Source organism: Mesorhizobium sp. P2_E6, from assembly GCF_056403835.1.
Window position 1 is genome coordinate 172,749 of record NZ_JBFUEQ010000012.1, and the last position, 19,310, is coordinate 192,058.

Genomic DNA, 19,310 nt, shown 5'->3' on the forward strand with positions numbered 1-19,310 from the left:
CTGTTCAGCGGCGCCGTGCGACCGAGACGGTGAAGATGCCCCATTGGTCGATGCGCTGCTCGAGCTTGTCGAAACCGGCGGCTTCGACGAGCTGGTCCATCTCGCCTTGCGTGCGCCGGCGCATCACCCAGGCCTGGCCGCCGCGATGCGAGGTCAGGCTGCGGGCGATCATCTCAAGCTGCGGATGCCAGGGCTGGTTGGTGTAGAGCAACAGGCACCCCGGCTGCATGGCGTTGGCCAATCCACCGAGCGAGCGGGCGATCATCGCGTTGTCCGAGAACAGTTCGTAGAGGCCGGAAACGATGGCGAGGTCGGGCGCCGGATCGATCGAGGCGAGCATGTCGGCATCGAAAGCGTCCGCGCGCTGAAACGAGACGCTCGCCGGCAATTGCCGTTCGGCGATCAGCTTGCGGCCAAGCTGGACATTGAGGTCGGAGTAATCCTGCAGGCGCACGCTCGCCGGCTGTTCGGGGCTTTTCACGATGGCGTCGAGAACATAGCGGCCATGGCCGGCGGCGATGTCGAGAATGTGGGCTGGCCGCCCAGTGGCCTTGAGCGCCGCCAGGCAAGAGCCGATCAGCTCTTCGAGATGCAGCTTGCGCTGGCGGATGCCGCGCCAGCCGATGGCTTCCAGGAAGATTCGGTCGACGAAGCGGCCAAGCGGCGTAAGACCGCGCGCGTCGTTCTCGTAGACATAATCCAGCGTCGAGCCGGAATCGAAGCCGGTGGTGACGCCCGCCTTCATGCCCGACGAGACCCAGGCGCCCATGCGGATGGAGGCACGGCTGAATGCCCAATAGAGGCCCTTCGGCGACAAGAGGTCGAGCGGCGACGCAAGCCTGTCGGCCTCATCGCGCGTATACCCGGCGATATCAGCCTGCTTCAGGTCGACAGGCGCATCCGGCGAGGCGAACTGCTTTTCCAGGAACGGCCGGATCAGGTCGAGGGCCTGCGCCCGGTCGCGTTCGCCCAGCGTGTCGTGGAAGAACCCCGGCAACACGTGGCGTTCCTTTGTGCGGCTGCCGAGATTGACGAAAAACGCGTGCTGCGGGCCGTGGCGCACCACCCAGTCGCTGCCGGAAAGCAGAAGCTGCGTCGGCACGGTGATGGCGCGGGCGTCCGCAACGATGCGTGCTGCGTGCTGGTAGAGTTCGACCAGGATGTTGGAGGCGATCGGCCGCGTGATCAGCGGATCGCTCTCGAAGGACGCAATGCGCACGGGATCGTGGGTCAGGAACTTCGCCTTGACGTAGGAATTGACGAAGAAGCGGCCCTTGATGTTCTGCCAGAACGCGATGCCTTCCTTGGCGAAGGGCACGTAGAGTTTGACCGAAAAGGCTGGTGAAGCCAGCACCATGGCGCGCAGTTTCGGTGCATAGTCGTGCACCCAGGCCGCAGTGAGCACGGCGCCGAAGGATTGCGCGATCAGTGCAATATCCTGCGTGGCGAAGCCATCCCGGGCGGCGATCTCGCGCATGAAACAGTCGATGTCGCGCACCAGGGCCGAGAAGGAAGGGGCATAGCCGCGCTCGCCGGACGAGCGGCCATTGCCGCGGGCATCCCAGGCATAGAAGGCGTGGTCCGGCATCCGCAGTTCGTCGACGAGATGGGCCATGCGACCGCCATGCTCGTGGCCGCGGTGGAAGAGCACGACCGCGCCCTTGGCATTGGCGGAAGCTGCCGGCCAGAAGCGGTAGAAGATCTCCGTCCCGTCATGGCTGCGGAAGACACGCTCTTGCGCTTGCCGCTCAAAGCTTTCCGCGGCGATCGGTTCGTGCATCATGGTCTCTCCCTCGGGCGGCATGGCGAAGCCTCGATGCTTAGCTGGCGCTGCCAATAAGGCCAGCGCGTATCCGGTTTATGGCGGTCAACAGTGAAAGCGTTGCCATGGCCGGAAACACAAGCGGCGCGATGGAAGCCGGCCAGAGCCCGGCGGCGCACAACACTGCGACCACGCCCAGCGCCAGAGCCCTGTCGCTCTTGCCGAACGGCCCGGCATAATTTCGCCCGATCCCGGCAGCGATGCCGAGCACGCCGGCGAATTCGGTCAGCACGGCGGTGAGGGCGAAGGCGACGACGCCCCATGGGCTGAACTGTGGAAAGACGGCGAAAGGCAGGATCAGCGCAAGGTCCGAAACGACGTCGCAAAGCTCGTTCAGATACATGCCGAGCGTCGAAGCCTGCCCGTGTTCCCGCGCCAGCATGCCATCGACGGCGTTCAGCGCCATTCGCACGAACATCACGACGGGAACGAGCAGCAGCGAGCGCCATTCATGCAAGATCGCGATGGCCGTCCCGGCCGCGATCGACATCAGGGCGGCAAGGATGGTTATGCTGTTTGCTGTGACCCCGATCGCCGCCAGCCGATTGACCAGCGGCCGCAGCCTTCCCTGGAAAGCTGGCTTGAGAGCGTAGAGCGTCGGCATTTGGTTGATCCCCCGATCCTGACAGCGGCTGTACATCAATCTGTCACACTCGACCAGCGGCACGAAGCGGCGCCTCTCTAGCGCGCACATCCTGATGTGGTGGATGCGGTCATGCCGACTGCCATGGCCACCGACCAGACGTTCACCACCCGCTAACCATGATTGCGAAGCACGGCCGTCATGCACATTTGCCGGTTTCTGGTGCAACCCGGCATCTTGAATAATAAGCACGCTTATTATATATGCCGCTCATGGTTTCTGATGGCATAGACAGATTGGGCTTCTTGATCCACGACGTGCAGCGCCTGATGCGCAAGCGCTTCGAGGCGAGGGCCAGTGGCTTGGGGCTTTCTTCGGCGCAATGGCGGCTTCTGGTCCGCGTTGCCAAGGAAGATGGTGTCGCGCAGGCGCGGCTGGCCGAACTTCTTGAAATCGAGCCGATCAGCGTTTCGCGCCTGGTTGACCGCATGGAGGAGGGTGGCTGGATCGAGCGCCGCCCCGACGCAGCCGATCGCCGCGTCCGCATGATCTTCCTGACGCCCAAGGCGAGCGACGCCTACGCCGTGATCAAGAGCATTGCGGGAGAAGTCTATGAAGAATCGCTGGTCGGCGTGAAACCGGAAGCCCGTCGCGTCCTGATCGAGGGACTTGAGGCGATGGTCCGCAACCTGACTGACGACGAGACGCCGTCCGTTGAAAAAGTGAAGAGTGCAGAAGGCGCAGCAGCATGAACGCGGTAGCCAAGATAGACGAGAAGGTGACCGAGCTGGAAGTGGACGCGCCGGCGCAGCCGGCCGCGGCCCCGGTGGCGGTTGCTCCTCCGATGCAGCCGGCCCCGGCGCCGGTGAAGAAGAAGCGCCGGCTGGGCCGCTCCCTGCTGATGGTTGCGCTGCCTGCGGTGCTAGCTATCGGCGGCGGTTACGTCTGGGTCACCGGCGGCCGCTACCAGGAGACGGAGAACGCCAATCTGCAGCAGGCCAAGGTGTCGATCGCTTCCGACACGGCCGGTCGCATCGTTCAGGTCGACATCGCCGATAACCAGCTGGTCAAGCAGGGCGATGTGCTGTTTGCCATTGACCCGGAGCCCTACCGGATCGCGCTGGCCCAGGCCGACGCGGCGGTGGCGGGCGCGCGTCTCAATGTCGAGCAGTTGCGCGCGGCCTATGGCCAGTCGATGGCACAGCAAAGGTCCGATGCCAGTGAGGTCGACTTCGCCCAGTCGCAATTCGACCGTGCCGCGGACCTTGCCCAGAAGGGCATCAACGCCAAGTCGTCGCTCGACCAGGCCAAGAACGATCTCGACAAGGCCAAGCAGCAGCTTGCCGTTGCCGAGCAAGGCATCATCAGCGCCAAGGCGGCCCTTGGTGGCAATCCCGACATCGAGACCGACAAGCATCCGACCGTGATGGCCGCGCTCGCCGCGCGCGACAAGGCGGCCTACGATCTGGCGCAGACCACGGTCAAGGCGCCTGCCGACGGCGTCGTCAGCCAGGCCTCGTCGTTCAAGGTCGGTCAGTATGTCGGCTCCGGCACACCGTTGTTTTCGCTGGTCGAGACCGGCGACACCTGGATCGACGCCAATTTCAAGGAAACCCAGCTGACCCACATGAAGCCCGGCCAGAAGGCCGAGATCATGGTCGACACCTATCCGGGCAAAACCTTCGAGGCGACGGTCAAGGCGATCGGCGCCGGCACGGGAGCCGAATTCTCCCTGCTGCCGGCCCAGAATGCCACAGGCAACTGGGTCAAGGTCACGCAGCGCATTCCGGTGCGCCTGGAACTGACCGATGCCGACGCCAAGATGGCGTTGCGCACCGGCATGAGCGCGACCGTTACCGTCGACACCGGCGTTGCCCGCGGGTTTCCCGCCATATTCGGCCACGCTACGGCGGGCTAGGCGGCGGAGTAATATCGGCGCAAGCCCGTGGGGAACCAAGCGGGTGTAAGCTGGTAGCAGGATTGGTCTGATGGGAGGAGTGGAAGAACCAGCGTTTGGTTGGAGCCGCGTCGCGGATCGACCGGAATCTGAAATCTTCGACACGGACCCCTCGGTCCTCATGTTTCCGGGCGGCAGGCATCCGCTCATCAGAGACTTTCGGTCGATGTAACCCCCACATCGGCCATCGCGTCCCACCGCGAATGAGGGTCTCTCAACGGAAGGCCATGCCGCCCGGAAACCTGTTCTACACGATTTTGTTACCTGCCGGAAGTTCCGCATCATGAGCACGCCCGAACCCTTCAAAGAAGTGCCGCATCGTGGCCTGATCACGGTCGCGCTCATGCTGGCGACGATCATGCAGGCGCTCGACACGACGATCGCCAACGTTGCGCTGCCGACCATGACCGGCGATCTCGGCGCCTCGCCGGACAACATCAACTGGGTGCTGACGTCCTACATCGTTGCCGCCGCCATCATGACGCCGGTCACCGGCTGGCTGGCCGACCGCTTCGGCCGCAAGGAACTGTTCCTGACGGCGGTGGTCGGCTTCACCGTGTTCTCGATGCTGTGCGGCATCGCCTGGAGCCTGGAGAGCATAGTGTTCTTCCGGCTGATGCAAGGCGTGTTCGGCGCCGCGATCGTGCCGTTGTCGCAGACCTTCCTGCTCGACATCAACCCGAGGGAGCGCCACGGCCAGGCGATGGCCATCTGGGGCGCCGGCATCATGCTCGGGCCAATTCTGGGCCCGACGCTCGGTGGCTGGCTGACCGAGAATTTCAACTGGCGCTGGGTGTTCTTCATCAACCTGCCGGTCGGCATTGTCGCCTTCCTCGGCATGGCCGCCTATTTGCCGGCTGTTGCCCGGCGGGTGCGCGGTTTCGATTTCTTCGGCTTCGCCATGATATCGCTCGGCGTCGGCGCGCTTCAGCTGCTGCTCGATCGCGGCGGCGAGGTCGACTGGTTTTCCTCGAATGAGATCTGGATCGAGCTTGGTCTTTCGCTGACCGGCTTCTGGGTGTTCATCATCCACACGGTGACGGCCGAACATCCCTTCATCGATCCCAAGATCTTCCTCGACCGCAATTTCGTCACCGGCCTGGCGTTCATCTTCGTCATGGGTGTGCTCATCCTGGCGAGCATGTCGTTGCTGCCGCCAATGCTGTCGACCATCTTCGGTTATCCGACCATCACCATTGGCGTTGTCCTTGGGCCACGTGGTATCGGCACGATGATTTCGATGCTCGTCGTCGGGCGGATCATGAGCAAGATCGACGCCAGGATCCTGGTCGTCATCGGCTTTCTGCTGACCGCGCAATCACTCTACACCATGTCCAGCTTCACGCCTCAGATGGACAACTGGCTGATCATCAGCTCCGGCGTCATCCAGGGCCTGGGAATGGGAATGGTGTTCGTGCCGCTGTCGACCGTGGCCTTCGCCACGCTTGACGTGCGCTTCCGCACCGATGCCACGGCCTTGTTCAGCCTGGTGCGCAATCTTGGCTCGTCCATCGGCGTGTCTGTCGTGACAGTTCTGATGGTGCGCAACACGCAGGTCAATCACACCGAGCTTTCGGCCTTCATCAATCCGTTCAACCCCAATCTGTGGGCGGTATCGCCGGCGGCCGCAAGCGGCGATCCAATGGCGCTTTCGGAGGTGGATCGCATGGTCAATCTGCAGGCGATGATGATCTCCTACGTCAATGACTTCAAAATACTCATGGTGATGACGCTGATTTCCATTCCGTTTGTTTTCCTGCTGCGCAAGCCAAAACAGGCGCCCGCCGGTGGCGCACCAGCCGCACACATGGACTAGATGTCGTCGCCCTCGAAATTCAAGGCGACGACCTATCGGGGAGTGCCGCCTTACCTTCCCAGCACAAGGCTCCAGTAGCGCAGGGCGCCGTCGCGGCCGTCGCGCACATAGGCGAGGCCAAAGCGGGTGAAGCGTGGGTCGAGCATGTTGCGCCGGTGGCCGGGCGAATGCGCCCATATGTCGAACAGCTTCTGCAGGTCGAAACGGCCCTCGGCAATATTCTCTGCGGCGGCGCCGGCAATGCGATTGTCCTTGACGCGCGAGGCGAAATCCTTTCCCCAGCCGGTGGTGTGGCTCATGCGGCCACGCCGCGCCATGTAGCCGGCCTGCTGCAGGGCGGCTTGCTCGAGCTGCGGGTCGGCGACCAGCGGCGGAAGCCCGGTCGAGGCGCGTATGCTGGCCAGCGTGCCGGTGGCGGACGAGGAGACGCCGGCGCCTTCGCCGGTCGGCAGCGAAACTGTGCTGCAGGCGGCAAGCCCGGCCAGGGCTGCAAGGCCGACTGCCTTGAGCCATTTGCGCCTGTTCAAGTTCGCGATCTGCTCGTGTTCGATTCCCGTAGTGGTCATGCCTGCCTGAGATAGTCGCGATCATGGCTTTTGCCGGGCAGGGCGGTGGAAATCTGGAATCGAAACGGCAGTTGCCCGCTCATTTCACCAGAGTGATGAGGCGGCTTGCATACATCTCGCGATTTCCAAGCACGGCTGTGCAGTCGGTCTTGATGGATGAGTTGCCGGTCATCTGCACGGTCAGGCCAACAAGCCTCAGGCAGTCGCCTTGACCGCTCATATCTGAGTTGCCGGCAAAGGAAATGGGCGCGTCGGGCGCATAGACGAACCCGCTGATCACGGAATTTGCGCCGCCATTCAGCGTCAAGGCCGAAGTGTTGCCATGACTCTCGAAAATGGTAATGCCAGCGTATGGACCGCTGGTGGGAGGGGAAAGGTTCACCATTTCATTTGCATTTATGTAGGTCTGTGCGCCCTCCATGAGGAATATGGTCACGCCTTGGCCGTTCAGGCTGCCGTTGCCGCCCGGCTTTATGGTGGTGCCGCGCAGGATGTAGACACCTGGATTGAGCGTGATGTTTCCCGACAAGGTCTTGTCGCAATACGTGCCGGGCGACAGCGTGTAGGTTTTGCCGTTCGGCACGGGCAGGCACAATGTGTAGGGGGGTGGGACGACGTCCGCCAGTGGATCGAACGACGCATATTGATATTCGAGCGGCGCACCGCAGGTAAGATTGGCGTTGGGCGGCGAAAGTCCGGAAGTGCCGCCGACGGTCGAGACGCAGCCCGCCGACACCTGCGCCGAACCACCTAAGCTGGCAGCATCGGGCGCATCCGAGTTTGCCGCGATCACGCAACTGCTCATAGAGACATCGGTCGAGCCCTGCAGGCTCACGGCGGCCGACGCATGTGGATCGAGCGCCAGCACACAGGCCTGCGCGCCGGGATTCATCTTGACCGTGGCCGAGCGGTGGGCTGGCCAGGGGGCCGCGCCATTGATGAAGCTCGGACGGTTGATGCTGGACGAAACCGAGATGTAGTAGGCACTCGGGTCGCCGCTGGCGCTTGCCGAAAAGGCGGAGACACTGCCCGAATACTCCTGCTGGTCGGCGACACTCATATTGGCCGTAAAGAATGCCAGCCCAAGGTCCTGCACATCACTCGCGGTCATGCTGGGTAGGTACTTTGTGCCGACGGCAAGTCCAGCCGCGTCCAGCGAATTCTGCAATTGCGCAGCGTCGTCGCTCGTGCCTGTCAGATCGATGGTGCCGGCCACGACAAGCATTATCGGCAGCATTGCTATGGCGGTCGCCATGGCAAAGTTGCCGCGCTCCGAAGACCAGAAGCCCTTCAATACGAACATCGCCCCTCGCCAAAACCTGTAAAGCCCAAGTGATACGCCAGGGGTCTCTACGCGCTATTTCAGTAATTACTAAAATTTGTAATGCTTAAATGCAGCAAGATGGCCGACCAAAACGAAAGCCTGCCAACGCACGGCCATATGAGAGGTGACAGCGAGAGATGAGCACGAGGAGCAGCTTCAAGCTATTGACGCGGCGACAACCCCTGGCAAATCGGCTATGGTGCTACATCTACTAGTGGCAGCTGCGGGCGGCCATCCGGGCGGTGACCGTCCCCGACACACGGGAGGAAGGTTATGGCCGGCTTTCATGTCATGGCGGACGCACACGGGGCGCACGTACAGCCCACGGTGCGCAGCATCACCACAGCGGATCTCAGGGATGCGCTGCGCCTCGGCGCCGAGGATTTCTGGGCAAAACCATCGCACTACGTGTTCCTGTGCCTGATCTACCCCGTTGTCGGTCTGATCCTGACGCGATGGACGTCCGGCGCCAATGCCATCCAGCTCATCTATCCCCTGATGTCGGGTTTCGCGCTGGTCGGCCCGTTTGCCGCCATCGGTCTTTACGAGATCAGCCGCCGCCGCGAACTCGGCATGAACACCTCCTGGCGGCATGCCCTCGATGTGCGCCACTCGCCGGCGATTCCGTCGATCGCGGCGATCGGTATCATGCTGGTGGCGCTATTCCTGCTGTGGCTCTACACCGCGCAGTCGATCTACACCGGCCTGTTCGGCGACCAGCCGCCGGCATCGATCGGCGACTTTGTCCGCGAGGTGCTGACGACCGGCAAGGGCTGGACCCTGATCCTCGCCGGCAATGCCGCCGGTTTTGTCTTCGCCGTTGTCGTGCTCGCCACCACTGTGGTTGCCTTCCCGCTGTTGCTCGACCGAGATGTCGGCGCTGTTTCGGCCATCGAGACCTCGGCGCGAGCGGTGATGGCAAACCCGCTGCAGATGGCGCTGTGGGGGTTGATGGTCGCCGTGCTGCTGGTGATCGGCTCGATCCCGCTGTTTGCCGGGCTCGCCGTGGTCATGCCGGTGCTCGGCCACGCCACCTGGCATCTCTACCGCAAGGTGGTCGAGCCGGAGCGGGCGCAGCAAATCCGGCGGCCGATGTGACGACGCCGGAACGCCAAACAAAGAGCGCCTGACAAAGCCTGATATGTTTGGCCTGTCGGCGCCCTCTGTGGCCAGGTGACGGAGACTGACCGATGGCGTGGAAACTGTCGGGAGTGCTCAAGAAGATCGTCTGGCTGATGTGCTTTGGCGTTGCTGGCAATATCAATATTGCGCTGGCAAGCGCCGACCAGCCCGGTGCAACTCGAAAGCGCGTTTCTCGGGCTTTTCTGAAAGAAGTCTTCGGCTGCTGACGGCGGCGATCGCTGCTTGTACTTCCACTCTCAGCGCTGTGCGTCTGTCGCCATCTTCAGCGCGAGTGCCATCAGCACGGTGCCCATCATCCAGCGCTGGATGACCAGCCATAGCGGCCGGCCGGCGAGGAAGGTGGCTATCGAGCCCGCTGTCACCGCGATGATGGCATTGACGCTGAGGCTGATCGATATCTGTGTCGCACCGAGCACCAGCAGCTGCGACAGGACATGGCCTTTGTCCAGGCTGATGAACTGCGGCAGCAGCGACAGATAGAGCACGGCCACCTTCGGATTGAGCAGGTTGGTCATCAGGCCCATGGCGAACAGCTTGCGCGGCCGGTCCCGCGGCAGTTCGCGCACCTGGAACGGCGAGCGTCCCCCCGGCTTCACGGCTTGCCAGGCCAGCCACAGGAGATAGAGTACGCCGGCAAAGCGCAGCGCGTCATAGGCATAGGGCACGGCAAGCAGCAGCGCAGTGATGCCGAACGCCGCCGCCAGTACATAGAAGACAAAGCCGAGCGCGACGCCGCCAAGTGAGATTAGCCCCGCCTTTGGCCCCTGCGACAGGGAACGCGAGATCAGGTAGATCATGTTGGGGCCTGGCGTCAGCACCATGCCGAGGCAGACCAGCGCAAAGGCGAGATGGTTGGCGGTTTCGGGCATCTATTCGTTCCCCTGCGCACCCCGGTGCGGAAGCGAGCGGCCAATATCTGCCCGCACCGGCGGGCGTCCGCAAGGGCATGGCGCCGCCAGCCGTTGCGCCAGATGGCTGCCAGTGCCTCCGGATCAGCTGACGACGCGCAGGTTCGACAATTCGTTGCCGATTTCCTTGAAATCGTTCGACAAGGTGGCGCCGGTGGCGTTCCAGAACAGCTTGGCCGGCTTGCTCGGATCCGTCGGGTCCTTGCGGAAGCGCGAGTTCGACGAGCAGGATTTCAGCGCCGCGATCGCCGCCTGGTCGCTGGTTTTGGTCGTGGACAAGTCGAGCGCCACCGTCATCACCATGATGTTGGCTGCCTTGGCGTTGTTGCAAAGCGTCGCCATCTGCTCGTTGAGCGCGCTCGTGTAATTGCCGTTCGAATAGTCGAACTGGCCAATGGCGCTCGATGTCCCCAGAAACATGCGGCCGACCGAGGTACCGTTGTAGCCGGGGTTGAGATAGCCGTAGGACGCGTAGGTCGACTTCGAATCGGCGGGATCGGAATAGCCGAGCGACGCAGGCGTGTAGTAGGTGTTGGCGCCGTCGGTCAGCACGATCACGACCTTGTCGTTGCCTCTTTCTGTTTCCGGGCGTCCTTGCGTGAACGGCTCGCCGCTTGAGACCACCCGCCAGCCCCAGGCCATGCCCTCGGGAACGCTGGTGCCGCCATTCGGCTGCATCAGGTCGATCGCGGCCTTGATCGAGGTCAGTCCGTCGGTGACGCTGACATCGGTCAGCGGTGTGATCGGGTTGGTGGTGCAGCTGTAGTTCGGGCCGTTTCCGGCCGGCAGCGCCGGCGCATCGATCGGCCGCGGCTGGAAATATTTGGCCACGTTGCGCAGCCGGGATTGGCCGGTGCTGCTCGTCGGGTTGTCATTCCACCAGCTGTTCACGGCGCCATAGGTCGTCGGCATGGCCTCATCGGGATCCTGGGTGAGCTTCCAATGATTGCCGGGTTCGTCCGGGGCGAACATCGGCACGAACATCGTCGCTGGATCGCCGACCCCTATGCCGGTGTTCGACGAGCCGCCGGACGGCGGCGCGTCGTTGACATTGTAGGGGTAGGGCCGGGCTTCGACGCAGCCTTGCCAACTGGCGAACGGGCCATAGGAATCGATGTAGTCGTACTCGTCGTGGCTTCGTTTGCAGGTGTTGTTCGAGTTGTACTCGTCGCACACCACGCGTTTGCTGTTGGTGACGCGCTCGTGGTTGGTGACGACCTTCATGTCGCGGTAGAGCGAAAACCGGGTCAGCATCTGGCCTTCGTCGGCACCCCATCCGGAGCCGCGCTTGTACCAGATGCCGTTGGTCTGCTGGGCGTATTTGTTGGCCGTGTTCAGCGTCGACCAGTCGAAGTTCTCGTTCGATACCGGCGACAGGCCTTCGGTGTCCATCCACGATGCGTTGCCGTTCCCCGCACCGACATTGACCGAGGCAGCAAAGGGCACGAGGCCGAATTGCACCGGCCTGTCCACCTGCTTGATCATTGCCGCTTGCAGGGCCAGCGTGTCGACCAGCTGCTTGGCCGCAGTTTTGAGAAGATCGATGCGCTTTTGCCCCGAGCCGGTTCCGGTCGTGGTCATCGATCCGGAATTGTCGAGCACCAGGGCAACTTCCAGCGTGTTCTTCAGACGCACTTCCGAGGAGACGTCGAAGCTGATTTTCTGGTTCGCGTCGGTTTGGGATTTGCCGATGAGCTGGCCGAAGGCAGGAAAGAAATAGGGCTGGTAGTCAAGACGCGCGCTCATCTTGAGCAAGCCGCCGCCGTTGGAGTTGCTCGGCAAGGTGACGTTGAGCGTCGCGTTGGCGGGATCAACGCTGTTGAGGTTGGCGTTGAAGAAGTCGAGCGCATAGGCTCTCAACTGGTCGTCGGTCGCACCTTCCGTCAGCCGTCGCGCCGTGGCGAAGTTGGCGGCATCGAGCGCATTCAACACCGTCTGCTTTTCACGGTTCATCTCGGTGTAGTCGACCGCCATCGCCAGGCCGCCCGTCAGCGGAACCAGCGCAACGACCGTCATAAGAGCATAGTTGCCGCGTTTGTCGCGGCAGAACCGACGCCAGAGTTCATGCATGTCTTGCTGCGGCCCCCGCCGGCGGATTCTTGATCAGGCGCCAACTTTCCACAAAACGCTGAAGGACGGGTTTGGGAAACCGCTCGATTGCTTGGTCCGCGCTTCACCAACCGCTAACCAATCCGGCATCCGGGCGAAAGCTGGTGACAGGCCGGGGCGGTTCGGTTAATCGGAACCGGCTGCGGCGAACCGTCGGCCGCGGCGCTCGCAATGATCATGACTGAAGGAAACGGAATGGCGGATTCGCCTGAAATCATCGGCTCGCTCGAAGACGTGTCGAAGCCCTATTCGGCAATCCTGTGCGATGTCTGGGGCGTGGTGCACAATGGCGAGACGCACTTTCCTGTCGCGGCCTCGGCGCTGGCGAGGGCTCGCGAGGCGGAAATCCCCATCGTCCTGATCACGAATTCGCCGCGCAGAAGTGCCGATGTCGTGGCGCAGATGAACGCGATCGGCGTCCCGCCATCAGCCTACGACCGTGTCGTGACGTCAGGCGACGTGACCCGCGACCTGATAGCCGAAGGCCCCCGAAAGATCTTCCATATCGGCGCCGACCGCGATTTCACTCTCTACGACGGTCTCGACGTCGAACTTGTCGAGGAATTCGAGGCGTCCGGCGTCGTCTGCACCGGCCTGTTCGATGACGAGGTCGAGAAGCCCGAGGACTATACGGAGCTTCTGCGGCGGCTGCGCGCCAGGAACCTGCCCTTCATCTGTGCAAATCCCGATATCGTGGTCGAGCGCGGCGAACGCATCATCTGGTGTGCCGGTGCGCTGGCACGCGACTATGCCCAGCTCGGCGGCCGCACCTTGATCGCCGGAAAACCTTACGCGCCGATCTATAACGTCGCGATGAAGGAGGTTGCCGAGATTCTTGGCCGGCCGATCGAGCGTTCGCAGGTGCTGGCCATCGGCGACGGCATGATGACCGACGTGAAGGGCGCGGTCGACAATGGTTTCGACGTTCTCTACGTGTCCGGCGGCATCCATGCGCGCGACTATGGCGATGCATTACAACCCGATCCAGCAAGGCTGGCGACCTTCCTGGAAAAGCATGGATATCGTCCGGTGGCTGTCATTCCCAGACTGCGGTAGGTGACGATGGCGGCCCTCCAGCACATTTTGGCAACCGCGTCGCTGCCCGCCGATTTGCGTGGCGGCGTGGTGGCGATCGGCAATTTCGACGGTGTCCACCGCGGCCATCAGACGGTGCTCGAGCGAGCCCTGGCCGAGGCCGGTCGGCGCCAGGTGCCGGCCCTGGTGCTGACATTCGAACCGCATCCGCGCAAGGTCTTCAAGCCTGACATGCCGTTGTTCGTGCTGACGCCGCCGCCGATGAAGGCGAGGCTCCTGTCGTTGCTGGGTTTTGCCGCGCTTGTCGAGCAGCCGTTCACGCGCGACTTCGCCTCGCTGTCGGCGGAAGCTTTCGTGACCGACGTGCTGGAAAGGAACCTCGGCATTACCCACGCCGTGACCGGGTTCGATTTCCATTTCGGCAAGGACCGTCAAGGCGGCCCGGCCTACCTGATGGCGGCCGGCGAGCGTCATGGCTTCGGCGTCACGCTCGTCGACGCCTTTCGTGACGAGGGCCACGAGGTGGTTTCGTCGAGCCGCATCCGCGGCTTGCTAAGCGAGGGCGCGGTCGCCGAGGCGGCCGGATTGCTCGGCTATCGCTTCACCGTCGAAAGCGAGGTTGTGGGAGGCCAGCGGCTCGGCCGCACGCTTGGCTTTCCAACCGCGAACATGAGGCTTTCCACTGAAGCTGCGCTCAAGGAGGGCATCTACGCCGTCCGCTTTCGTCGCGCCGATGGCACGCTTCACGACGGTGTCGCCAGCTTCGGCCGCCGCCCGACCGTCGACGACAACGGCGCGCCGCTGCTGGAAACCTTCGTCTTTGATTTCTCAGGCGACCTCTACGGCGAGGTCTGCCAGGTTTCCTTCTTCGGTTTCCTGCGCCCGGAGGTGAAGTTCGAAGGGCTCGACGCGCTGGTCGCGCAGATGAAGCACGATGAAGCCGAGGCGCGCGCGCTGCTTGCCAGCGTCAGGCCGCTCTCCGAACTCGACGCGGCCATGGCCTTCTAGGCATGGTCCCGAAAAGTGGGAACCGGTTTTCGGACAAGATCATGCCCAGGCAAGAAGCATGGTCCCGAAAATGGGAACCGGTTTTCGGGCAAGATCATGCCCAGGCAAAATTTACTTTTTCAGCGCCAGGCCGACGGCGATGAAGGTCCAGCCCTGGAAGATCAGGTCGATCGCCAGAAACAGYCCGAGCACCCACAGGCTGTTGACGGGCCAGCCCATGGCGATGATCAGGCCGGCAAGCGCGCTGATGACGCCGGCGGCGACGATCCAGCCCCAGCCAGGTTCCGGCCTGTGGCTGTAGCCGACCCAGGCCCGGAGCACCCCGGAAGCGATCAGCGCGATCGCCAGCAGGAACGTCAATACCGCCGAAGCGAGCAACGGATTGTCGAAGGCGAAAAATCCGGCGATGGCATAGAGCAGTCCGCTGAGCAGCCAGTAGAAGAAGCGGCTCCAGGTCTTGACGCCGAAGGCATGCACGATCTCGATCACGCCGGCCATCAGCATCAGCCAACCCACGACATAGACCGAAGCCACGGTGGCGATGAACAGATTGCCGAAGGCAATGCCGCCGAAGATGAGCAGCAGCACGCCAAGCGCGACGAACCACCCCCATTTTGTCCGTGTCTGTTCCATCGCGGTTCTCAAGGCGTCGCCATGCAGGGTCATTGTCGCGGTCTCCATCTGGGGCTGCGGGATACTGCCAGGCGGAGGTTAATCCCGGCGCTTGCCAACGTCCAGTCGATGGCCGAAAGCTGCAGCGCTCCAACCAGCGATCGGACGTCTCGCATTTAAATCAAATTTTACCAAACGGCCTTCAAAGCTGTCATCGGGAAACAGTGCGCGTTGTGTTAGTGGAGTGGCCATGAGTCCGGTCGGAAGAATCTCTGTGGTGTTGGCCGCTGCGCTGCTGGGTGGCGCGGGCGCAGCCAATGCGGGCGAGGGCAGCTGGCTGTCCGGCGACTGGTATCTGACCGTTGGCGCAACCGGCATGATCGCGCCGGACTTCGAGGGCGGCAAGAAATACCTGCTCAGCGCCTCGCCGATCATCTCGCTGGGCAAGGCCGGACCGGCGGCCCGCTTCACGTCGCGCAACGACAACATCTCGCTGGCCTTGATCGACGATGGCGGCGTTCGCGCCGGCGTGACCGGCAAGTTCCTGTTTTCCCGTGATGACGACAATGCCGATGAACTGAAGGGCCTCGATCCGGTGCGCTGGGGCGGCGAGGTCGGCGGCTTCTTCGAATTCTATCCGACCGACTGGCTGCGCGCACGCGCCGAGCTGCGCCACGGCATCCGCGCCCATAACGGCTTTGTCGCCGATATCGCCGCCGACGCTTTTTATGATGTCACGCCAACTGTCCGGATTTCTGGGGGACCGCGTGTGTCCTTCGCCTCGGAAAAATATTTCGATGCCTATTATGGCGTCGACGCACAGGAGGCCGTGGCCTCCGGGCTCAGCGAATATCATCCCGGCGGTGGCCTGAAGTCGACCGGCCTCGGTGGCGCGATAACCTGGAAGGTGACGGAGCCGATGACCGCCAGCCTGTTCGGTGAATATTCGCGCCTGATGGGACCGGCGGCCGATTCCAGCCTGGTCAGGGAACGCGGCGACCGCAATCAGTTCATGATCGGCGTGTCGACCAGCTATCGCTTCGATTTTACGATGTAACGGAATCGAGCGAGAGACACTTTATTCCTGCGCCTATCTCCGCTAAAAGCCCACCGATGACGAGCTTTTCGCGCCTTCACGCGCTGACCATACGAATTACCGGCCCGGTGTTCCGGGCGGCCTGAGGGGTCGCCGGAGCCGCCGGGAATTTTGCGCGCGGCCTCTCGCGCTTTTTCCAGATCATCAACGCATATCGCCCAAAAGTGGCTTCGGTTTTGGGAAAACGATATGCGTCAAAGCAACGACCTCACGCCCGAGCCCTTCGCGGCCGGGTAATGTAGATGGCAGACCAATGACCGACAAAACGTCCAATAATTCAACAATCGACTATTCCAAGACGCTCTATTTGCCGCAGACGGATTTCCCGATGCGCGCCGGCTTGCCCGAAAAGGAGCCGCTGCTGGTCCAGCGCTGGCAGGACATGGACCTCTACCGCAAGCTGCGTGAGAGCGCGGCCGGCCGCACCAAATACGTGCTGCATGACGGTCCGCCCTACGCCAACGGCAACATCCATATCGGTCACGCGCTGAACAAGATCCTCAAGGACGTCATCACCCGCTCGTTCCAGATGCGTGGCTATGACTCGAACTACGTGCCGGGCTGGGACTGCCATGGCCTGCCGATCGAATGGAAGATCGAGGAGCAGTATCGCGCCAAGGGCAAGAACAAGGACGAGGTTCCGGTCAACGAGTTCCGCCGGGAGTGCCGCGAGTTCGCCGCGCACTGGATCACGGTGCAGGGCGGCGAGTTCCAGCGGCTCGGCGTTATCGGCGACTTCAAGAACCCCTATACGACGATGGCCTTCCATGCCGAGTCACGCATCGCCGGCGAGCTGCTGAAGTTCGCCATGTCGGGCCAACTCTATCGCGGCTCCAAGCCGGTGATGTGGAGTGTGGTCGAACGCACAGCACTTGCCGAGGCCGAGGTCGAGTACCAGGATTACGAGTCCGACACGATCTGGGTGAAGTTCCCAGTCGTCAGCCTGGTCCAGCCGGTCGATGACGGCGTGACCAAACTGACGGAAGGGGCGCTGGATCTGTTGCAGGCCCACGTCGTCATCTGGACGACGACGCCATGGACGATCCCGGGCAACCGCGCCGTTAACTACTCGCCTCGCATCAGCTATGGCCTCTACGAGGTAACAGCAGCCGAGAATGCGTTCGGCCCGCAGCCGGGCGAAAAACTGATCTTCGCCGACGCGCTGGCCGACGAGTCCGCTGCCAAGGCCAAGGTCACCTTGAATCGGCTTCGCAGTGTTTCGCCGCAAGAGCTTGGAAGGCTTACGCTTTCCCATCCGTTCAAGGGTTTTGGCGGCGGCTATGAGTTTCCCGTGCCGATGCTCGCCGGCGACCATGTCACCGACGATGCCGGCACCGGCTTCGTCCACACCGCGCCCGGCCATGGCCGCGAGGACTTTGACGCCTGGATGGATGCCGCGGCGGATTTGCGTGCGCGCGGCATCGACAGCGCCATTCCGTTCACCGTCGACGATGGCGGCTTCTTCACCAAGGACGCGCCGGGATTTGGCCCGGACCGCGAGGGCGGGGCCGCGCGCGTCATCGACGACAATGGCAAGAAGGGCAACGCCAACCAGGCGGTCATCGATGAGCTGATCAAGCGCAACGCACTGTTCGCACGCGGCCGGCTGAAGCACTCCTATCCGCATTCCTGGCGGTCCAAGAAACCGATCATCTTCCGCAACACGCCGCAATGGTTCGTCTATATGGACAAGGATCTCGGCGATGGCTCGACGTTGCGCAGCCGCGCGCTGAAGGCGATCGACGACACCCGTTTCGTGCCCGCCGCCGGCCAGAACCGCATCCGCGCCATGATCGAGGAGCGCCCTGACTGGGTGCTGTCGCGCCAGCGCGCCTGGGGCGTGCCGATCGCCGTCTTCGCCGATGCCGACGGCAATGTGCTGAAGGACGAGGCGGTGAACCAGCGCATCATGGACGCTTTCGAGCAGGAAGGCGCCGACGCCTGGTTCGCCGCCGGTGCCAAGGAGCGTTTCCTGGGCAACCACGATGCATCCAAGTGGAAGCAGGTGATGGACATTCTCGACGTCTGGTTCGATTCGGGCTCGACTCACGCTTTCACGCTGGAGGATCGCCCGGATTTGAAATGGCCGGCCGATGTCTATCTCGAAGGCTCCGACCAGCATCGCGGCTGGTTCCACTCGTCGCTGCTGGAAAGCTGCGGCACCAGGGGCAGGGCGCCTTACGACACCGTCGTCACCCACGGCTTCACCATGGATGAAGACGGCCGCAAGATGTCGAAGTCGCTCGGCAACACCGTCGTGCCACAGGACGTCATCAAGCAGTCGGGCGCCGACATCCTGCGCCTGTGGGTGGTGACGACCGACTATTGGGAAGACCAGCGTCTCGGCAAGAATGTGCTGCAGACCAACATCGACGCCTATCGCAAGCTGCGCAACACCATCCGCTGGATGCTGGGCACGCTTGCTCATGACGATGGCGAGGAGGTGCCGCTCGACAAGATGCCGGAGCTGGAACGGCTGATGCTGCATCGGCTGGCCGAGCTGGATGAGGTGGTGCGATCGGGCTACGACGCCTTCGAATTCAAGCGCATCACGCGCATGCTGCTTGATTTCATGGTGGTGGAACTGTCGGCCTTCTATTTCGACATCCGCAAGGACGCGCTGTACTGCGACGCGCCGTCGAGCGTTAGGCGCAAGGCCTCGGTGCAAGTGGTGCGTCATCTCTTCGATTGTCTGGTCAAATGGCTAGCGCCGATGCTGCCTTTCACCATGGAAGAAGCCTGGCTCGACCTTCATGCGGACGCCGTCTCGGTGCATCTCGACCAGTTTCCGCAAATCCCGGCGGACTGGAAGAACGAGGCGCTGGCGGAAAAGTGGCGCAAGGTGCGGCAGGTGCGACGCGTCGTCACCGGCGCACTGGAGATCGCGCGCGCACAGAAGGTGATCGGTTCGTCGCTGGAAGCGGTGCCGGTCGTCACCATCGACGATGCAGCGCTCGAAGCGGCGATATCCGATGTCGACATGGCCGAGATGGCGATCACCAGCGATCTGGTTATCGCGCATGGCGAGGTGCCGGCTGGCGCCTTCACGCTCGACGACGTCAGGGGTGTCGCCGTCGTGGTCGAGAAGGCCGAGGACCGCGGCCTGGTGAAGTGCGCGCGTTCCTGGCGCTACACCGCCGATGTCGGGCAGGACGTTGCGTTTCCCGACGTTTCGGCTAGGGATGCGGCGGTGCTGCATGAGTTGAAAGCGCTTGGCCGGCTTTGACAGGCCGGCCGGTCAGAATGGCTCTATCGGTGCACAAATGCCACGCCGGGCGCGCGAAAACCGCCCGCGCGTTGCCCTTAACGAGTGGTTGAGGTAAACACGCGA

16 protein-coding genes are annotated in these 19,310 nt (G+C 62.8%); 9 read left to right on the forward strand and 7 right to left on the reverse strand.

The window, feature by feature from the left end; all coding sequences use genetic code 11:
- Positions 1-4 precede the first annotated feature (4 nt).
- Positions 5-1,783 (reverse strand): bifunctional alpha/beta hydrolase/class I SAM-dependent methyltransferase, encoded by a 1,779-nt coding sequence (locus tag AC1D08_RS26835; protein ID WP_457151778.1) that lies wholly within the window; start codon positions 1,781-1,783, stop codon positions 5-7.
- Between the two features lie 37 nt (positions 1,784-1,820).
- On the reverse strand, positions 1,821-2,426 hold the full coding sequence (locus AC1D08_RS26840) for a CDP-alcohol phosphatidyltransferase family protein (RefSeq protein WP_457151777.1): 606 nt from the start codon (positions 2,424-2,426) through the stop codon (positions 1,821-1,823).
- A 251-nt stretch (positions 2,427-2,677) separates the two neighbouring features.
- On the opposite strand from AC1D08_RS26840, the gene AC1D08_RS26845 reads away from it, so the two are divergent.
- From AC1D08_RS26845 to AC1D08_RS26855, 3 genes are all read left to right on the forward strand, one after another.
- Positions 2,678-3,157 (forward strand): MarR family winged helix-turn-helix transcriptional regulator, encoded by a 480-nt coding sequence (locus tag AC1D08_RS26845; protein ID WP_457151787.1) that lies wholly within the window; start codon positions 2,678-2,680, stop codon positions 3,155-3,157.
- Entirely contained in the window at positions 3,154-4,323 is a 1,170-nt protein-coding gene (locus AC1D08_RS26850) for an HlyD family secretion protein (protein WP_457151776.1), read from the forward strand. Before AC1D08_RS26845 ends, AC1D08_RS26850 begins: the two co-directional genes overlap by 4 nt.
- 322 nt (positions 4,324-4,645) lie before the next feature.
- Positions 4,646-6,178: a DHA2 family efflux MFS transporter permease subunit gene (locus AC1D08_RS26855; protein ID WP_457151775.1), complete on the forward strand. Its 1,533-nt coding sequence runs from the start codon at positions 4,646-4,648 to the stop codon at positions 6,176-6,178.
- Positions 6,179-6,228: 50 nt separating this feature from the next.
- Here the strand turns inward: AC1D08_RS26855 and AC1D08_RS26860 are convergent, their stop codons facing one another.
- Together AC1D08_RS26860 and AC1D08_RS26865 are read right to left on the reverse strand one after the other, a co-directional pair.
- Entirely contained in the window at positions 6,229-6,744 is a 516-nt protein-coding gene (locus tag AC1D08_RS26860; RefSeq protein ID WP_457151774.1) for a CAP domain-containing protein, read from the reverse strand.
- Positions 6,745-6,823: 79 nt separating this feature from the next.
- On the reverse strand, positions 6,824-8,047 hold the full coding sequence (locus AC1D08_RS26865) for a TadE/TadG family type IV pilus assembly protein (protein WP_457151773.1): 1,224 nt from the start codon (positions 8,045-8,047) through the stop codon (positions 6,824-6,826).
- Positions 8,048-8,341: 294 nt separating this feature from the next.
- Between AC1D08_RS26865 and AC1D08_RS26870 the strand changes: the two genes are divergently transcribed.
- Positions 8,342-9,166 (forward strand): DUF2189 domain-containing protein, encoded by an 825-nt coding sequence (locus AC1D08_RS26870; protein WP_477424443.1) that lies wholly within the window; start codon positions 8,342-8,344, stop codon positions 9,164-9,166.
- A gap of 92 nt (positions 9,167-9,258) precedes the next feature.
- Complete coding sequence (locus tag AC1D08_RS26875; RefSeq protein ID WP_477424445.1) at positions 9,259-9,417, forward strand: hypothetical protein; 159 nt, start codon at positions 9,259-9,261, stop codon at positions 9,415-9,417.
- 30 nt (positions 9,418-9,447) lie between these two features.
- Here AC1D08_RS26875 and AC1D08_RS26880 read toward each other — a convergent pair whose 3' ends face one another.
- Positions 9,448-10,080, reverse strand: coding sequence for a LysE family translocator (locus AC1D08_RS26880; RefSeq protein WP_095086701.1), 633 nt, complete (start codon positions 10,078-10,080; stop codon positions 9,448-9,450).
- A gap of 123 nt (positions 10,081-10,203) precedes the next feature.
- Complete coding sequence (locus tag AC1D08_RS26885) at positions 10,204-12,189, reverse strand: TadE/TadG family type IV pilus assembly protein (protein WP_477424446.1); 1,986 nt, start codon at positions 12,187-12,189, stop codon at positions 10,204-10,206.
- Between the two features lie 234 nt (positions 12,190-12,423).
- Here AC1D08_RS26885 and AC1D08_RS26890 point away from each other — a divergent pair, with 234 nt between their 5' ends.
- Positions 12,424-13,284: a TIGR01459 family HAD-type hydrolase gene (locus AC1D08_RS26890; protein WP_167392152.1), complete on the forward strand. Its 861-nt coding sequence runs from the start codon at positions 12,424-12,426 to the stop codon at positions 13,282-13,284.
- A gap of 6 nt (positions 13,285-13,290) precedes the next feature.
- Positions 13,291-14,271 (forward strand): bifunctional riboflavin kinase/FAD synthetase, encoded by a 981-nt coding sequence (locus AC1D08_RS26895; RefSeq protein WP_457152029.1) that lies wholly within the window; start codon positions 13,291-13,293, stop codon positions 14,269-14,271.
- A 111-nt stretch (positions 14,272-14,382) separates the two neighbouring features.
- Here the strand turns inward: AC1D08_RS26895 and AC1D08_RS26900 are convergent, their stop codons facing one another.
- Positions 14,383-14,937, reverse strand: coding sequence for an HdeD family acid-resistance protein (locus tag AC1D08_RS26900; RefSeq protein ID WP_457152030.1), 555 nt, complete (start codon positions 14,935-14,937; stop codon positions 14,383-14,385).
- Between the two features lie 196 nt (positions 14,938-15,133).
- On the opposite strand from AC1D08_RS26900, the gene AC1D08_RS26905 reads away from it, so the two are divergent.
- Positions 15,134-15,940: a MipA/OmpV family protein gene (locus AC1D08_RS26905; RefSeq protein WP_457152031.1), complete on the forward strand. Its 807-nt coding sequence runs from the start codon at positions 15,134-15,136 to the stop codon at positions 15,938-15,940.
- A 292-nt stretch (positions 15,941-16,232) separates the two neighbouring features.
- Positions 16,233-19,205: an isoleucine--tRNA ligase gene (gene ileS / locus AC1D08_RS26910; protein WP_457152032.1), complete on the forward strand. Its 2,973-nt coding sequence runs from the start codon at positions 16,233-16,235 to the stop codon at positions 19,203-19,205.
- The last annotated feature ends 105 nt before the right edge of the window (positions 19,206-19,310 follow it).

Bases quoted from the DNA above. Each gene is read 5' to 3' on its own strand.
- AC1D08_RS26835 (WP_457151778.1), bottom strand. From the start codon at position 1,783: ATGATGCACGAACCGATCGCCGCGGAAAGCTTTGAGCGGCAAGCGCAA.
- AC1D08_RS26840 (WP_457151777.1), bottom strand. From the start codon at position 2,426: ATGCCGACGCTCTACGCTCTCAAGCCAGCTTTCCAGGGAAGGCTGCGG.
- AC1D08_RS26845 (WP_457151787.1), top strand. From the start codon at position 2,678: ATGGTTTCTGATGGCATAGACAGATTGGGCTTCTTGATCCACGACGTG.
- AC1D08_RS26850 (WP_457151776.1), top strand. From the start codon at position 3,154: ATGAACGCGGTAGCCAAGATAGACGAGAAGGTGACCGAGCTGGAAGTG.
- AC1D08_RS26855 (WP_457151775.1), top strand. From the start codon at position 4,646: ATGAGCACGCCCGAACCCTTCAAAGAAGTGCCGCATCGTGGCCTGATC.
- AC1D08_RS26860 (WP_457151774.1), bottom strand. From the start codon at position 6,744: ATGACCACTACGGGAATCGAACACGAGCAGATCGCGAACTTGAACAGG.
- AC1D08_RS26865 (WP_457151773.1), bottom strand. From the start codon at position 8,047: ATGTTCGTATTGAAGGGCTTCTGGTCTTCGGAGCGCGGCAACTTTGCC.
- AC1D08_RS26870 (WP_477424443.1), top strand. From the start codon at position 8,342: ATGGCCGGCTTTCATGTCATGGCGGACGCACACGGGGCGCACGTACAG.
- AC1D08_RS26875 (WP_477424445.1), top strand. From the start codon at position 9,259: ATGGCGTGGAAACTGTCGGGAGTGCTCAAGAAGATCGTCTGGCTGATG.
- AC1D08_RS26880 (WP_095086701.1), bottom strand. From the start codon at position 10,080: ATGCCCGAAACCGCCAACCATCTCGCCTTTGCGCTGGTCTGCCTCGGC.
- AC1D08_RS26885 (WP_477424446.1), bottom strand. From the start codon at position 12,189: ATGCATGAACTCTGGCGTCGGTTCTGCCGCGACAAACGCGGCAACTAT.
- AC1D08_RS26890 (WP_167392152.1), top strand. From the start codon at position 12,424: ATGGCGGATTCGCCTGAAATCATCGGCTCGCTCGAAGACGTGTCGAAG.
- AC1D08_RS26895 (WP_457152029.1), top strand. From the start codon at position 13,291: ATGGCGGCCCTCCAGCACATTTTGGCAACCGCGTCGCTGCCCGCCGAT.
- AC1D08_RS26905 (WP_457152031.1), top strand. From the start codon at position 15,134: ATGAGTCCGGTCGGAAGAATCTCTGTGGTGTTGGCCGCTGCGCTGCTG.
- ileS (WP_457152032.1), top strand. From the start codon at position 16,233: ATGACCGACAAAACGTCCAATAATTCAACAATCGACTATTCCAAGACG.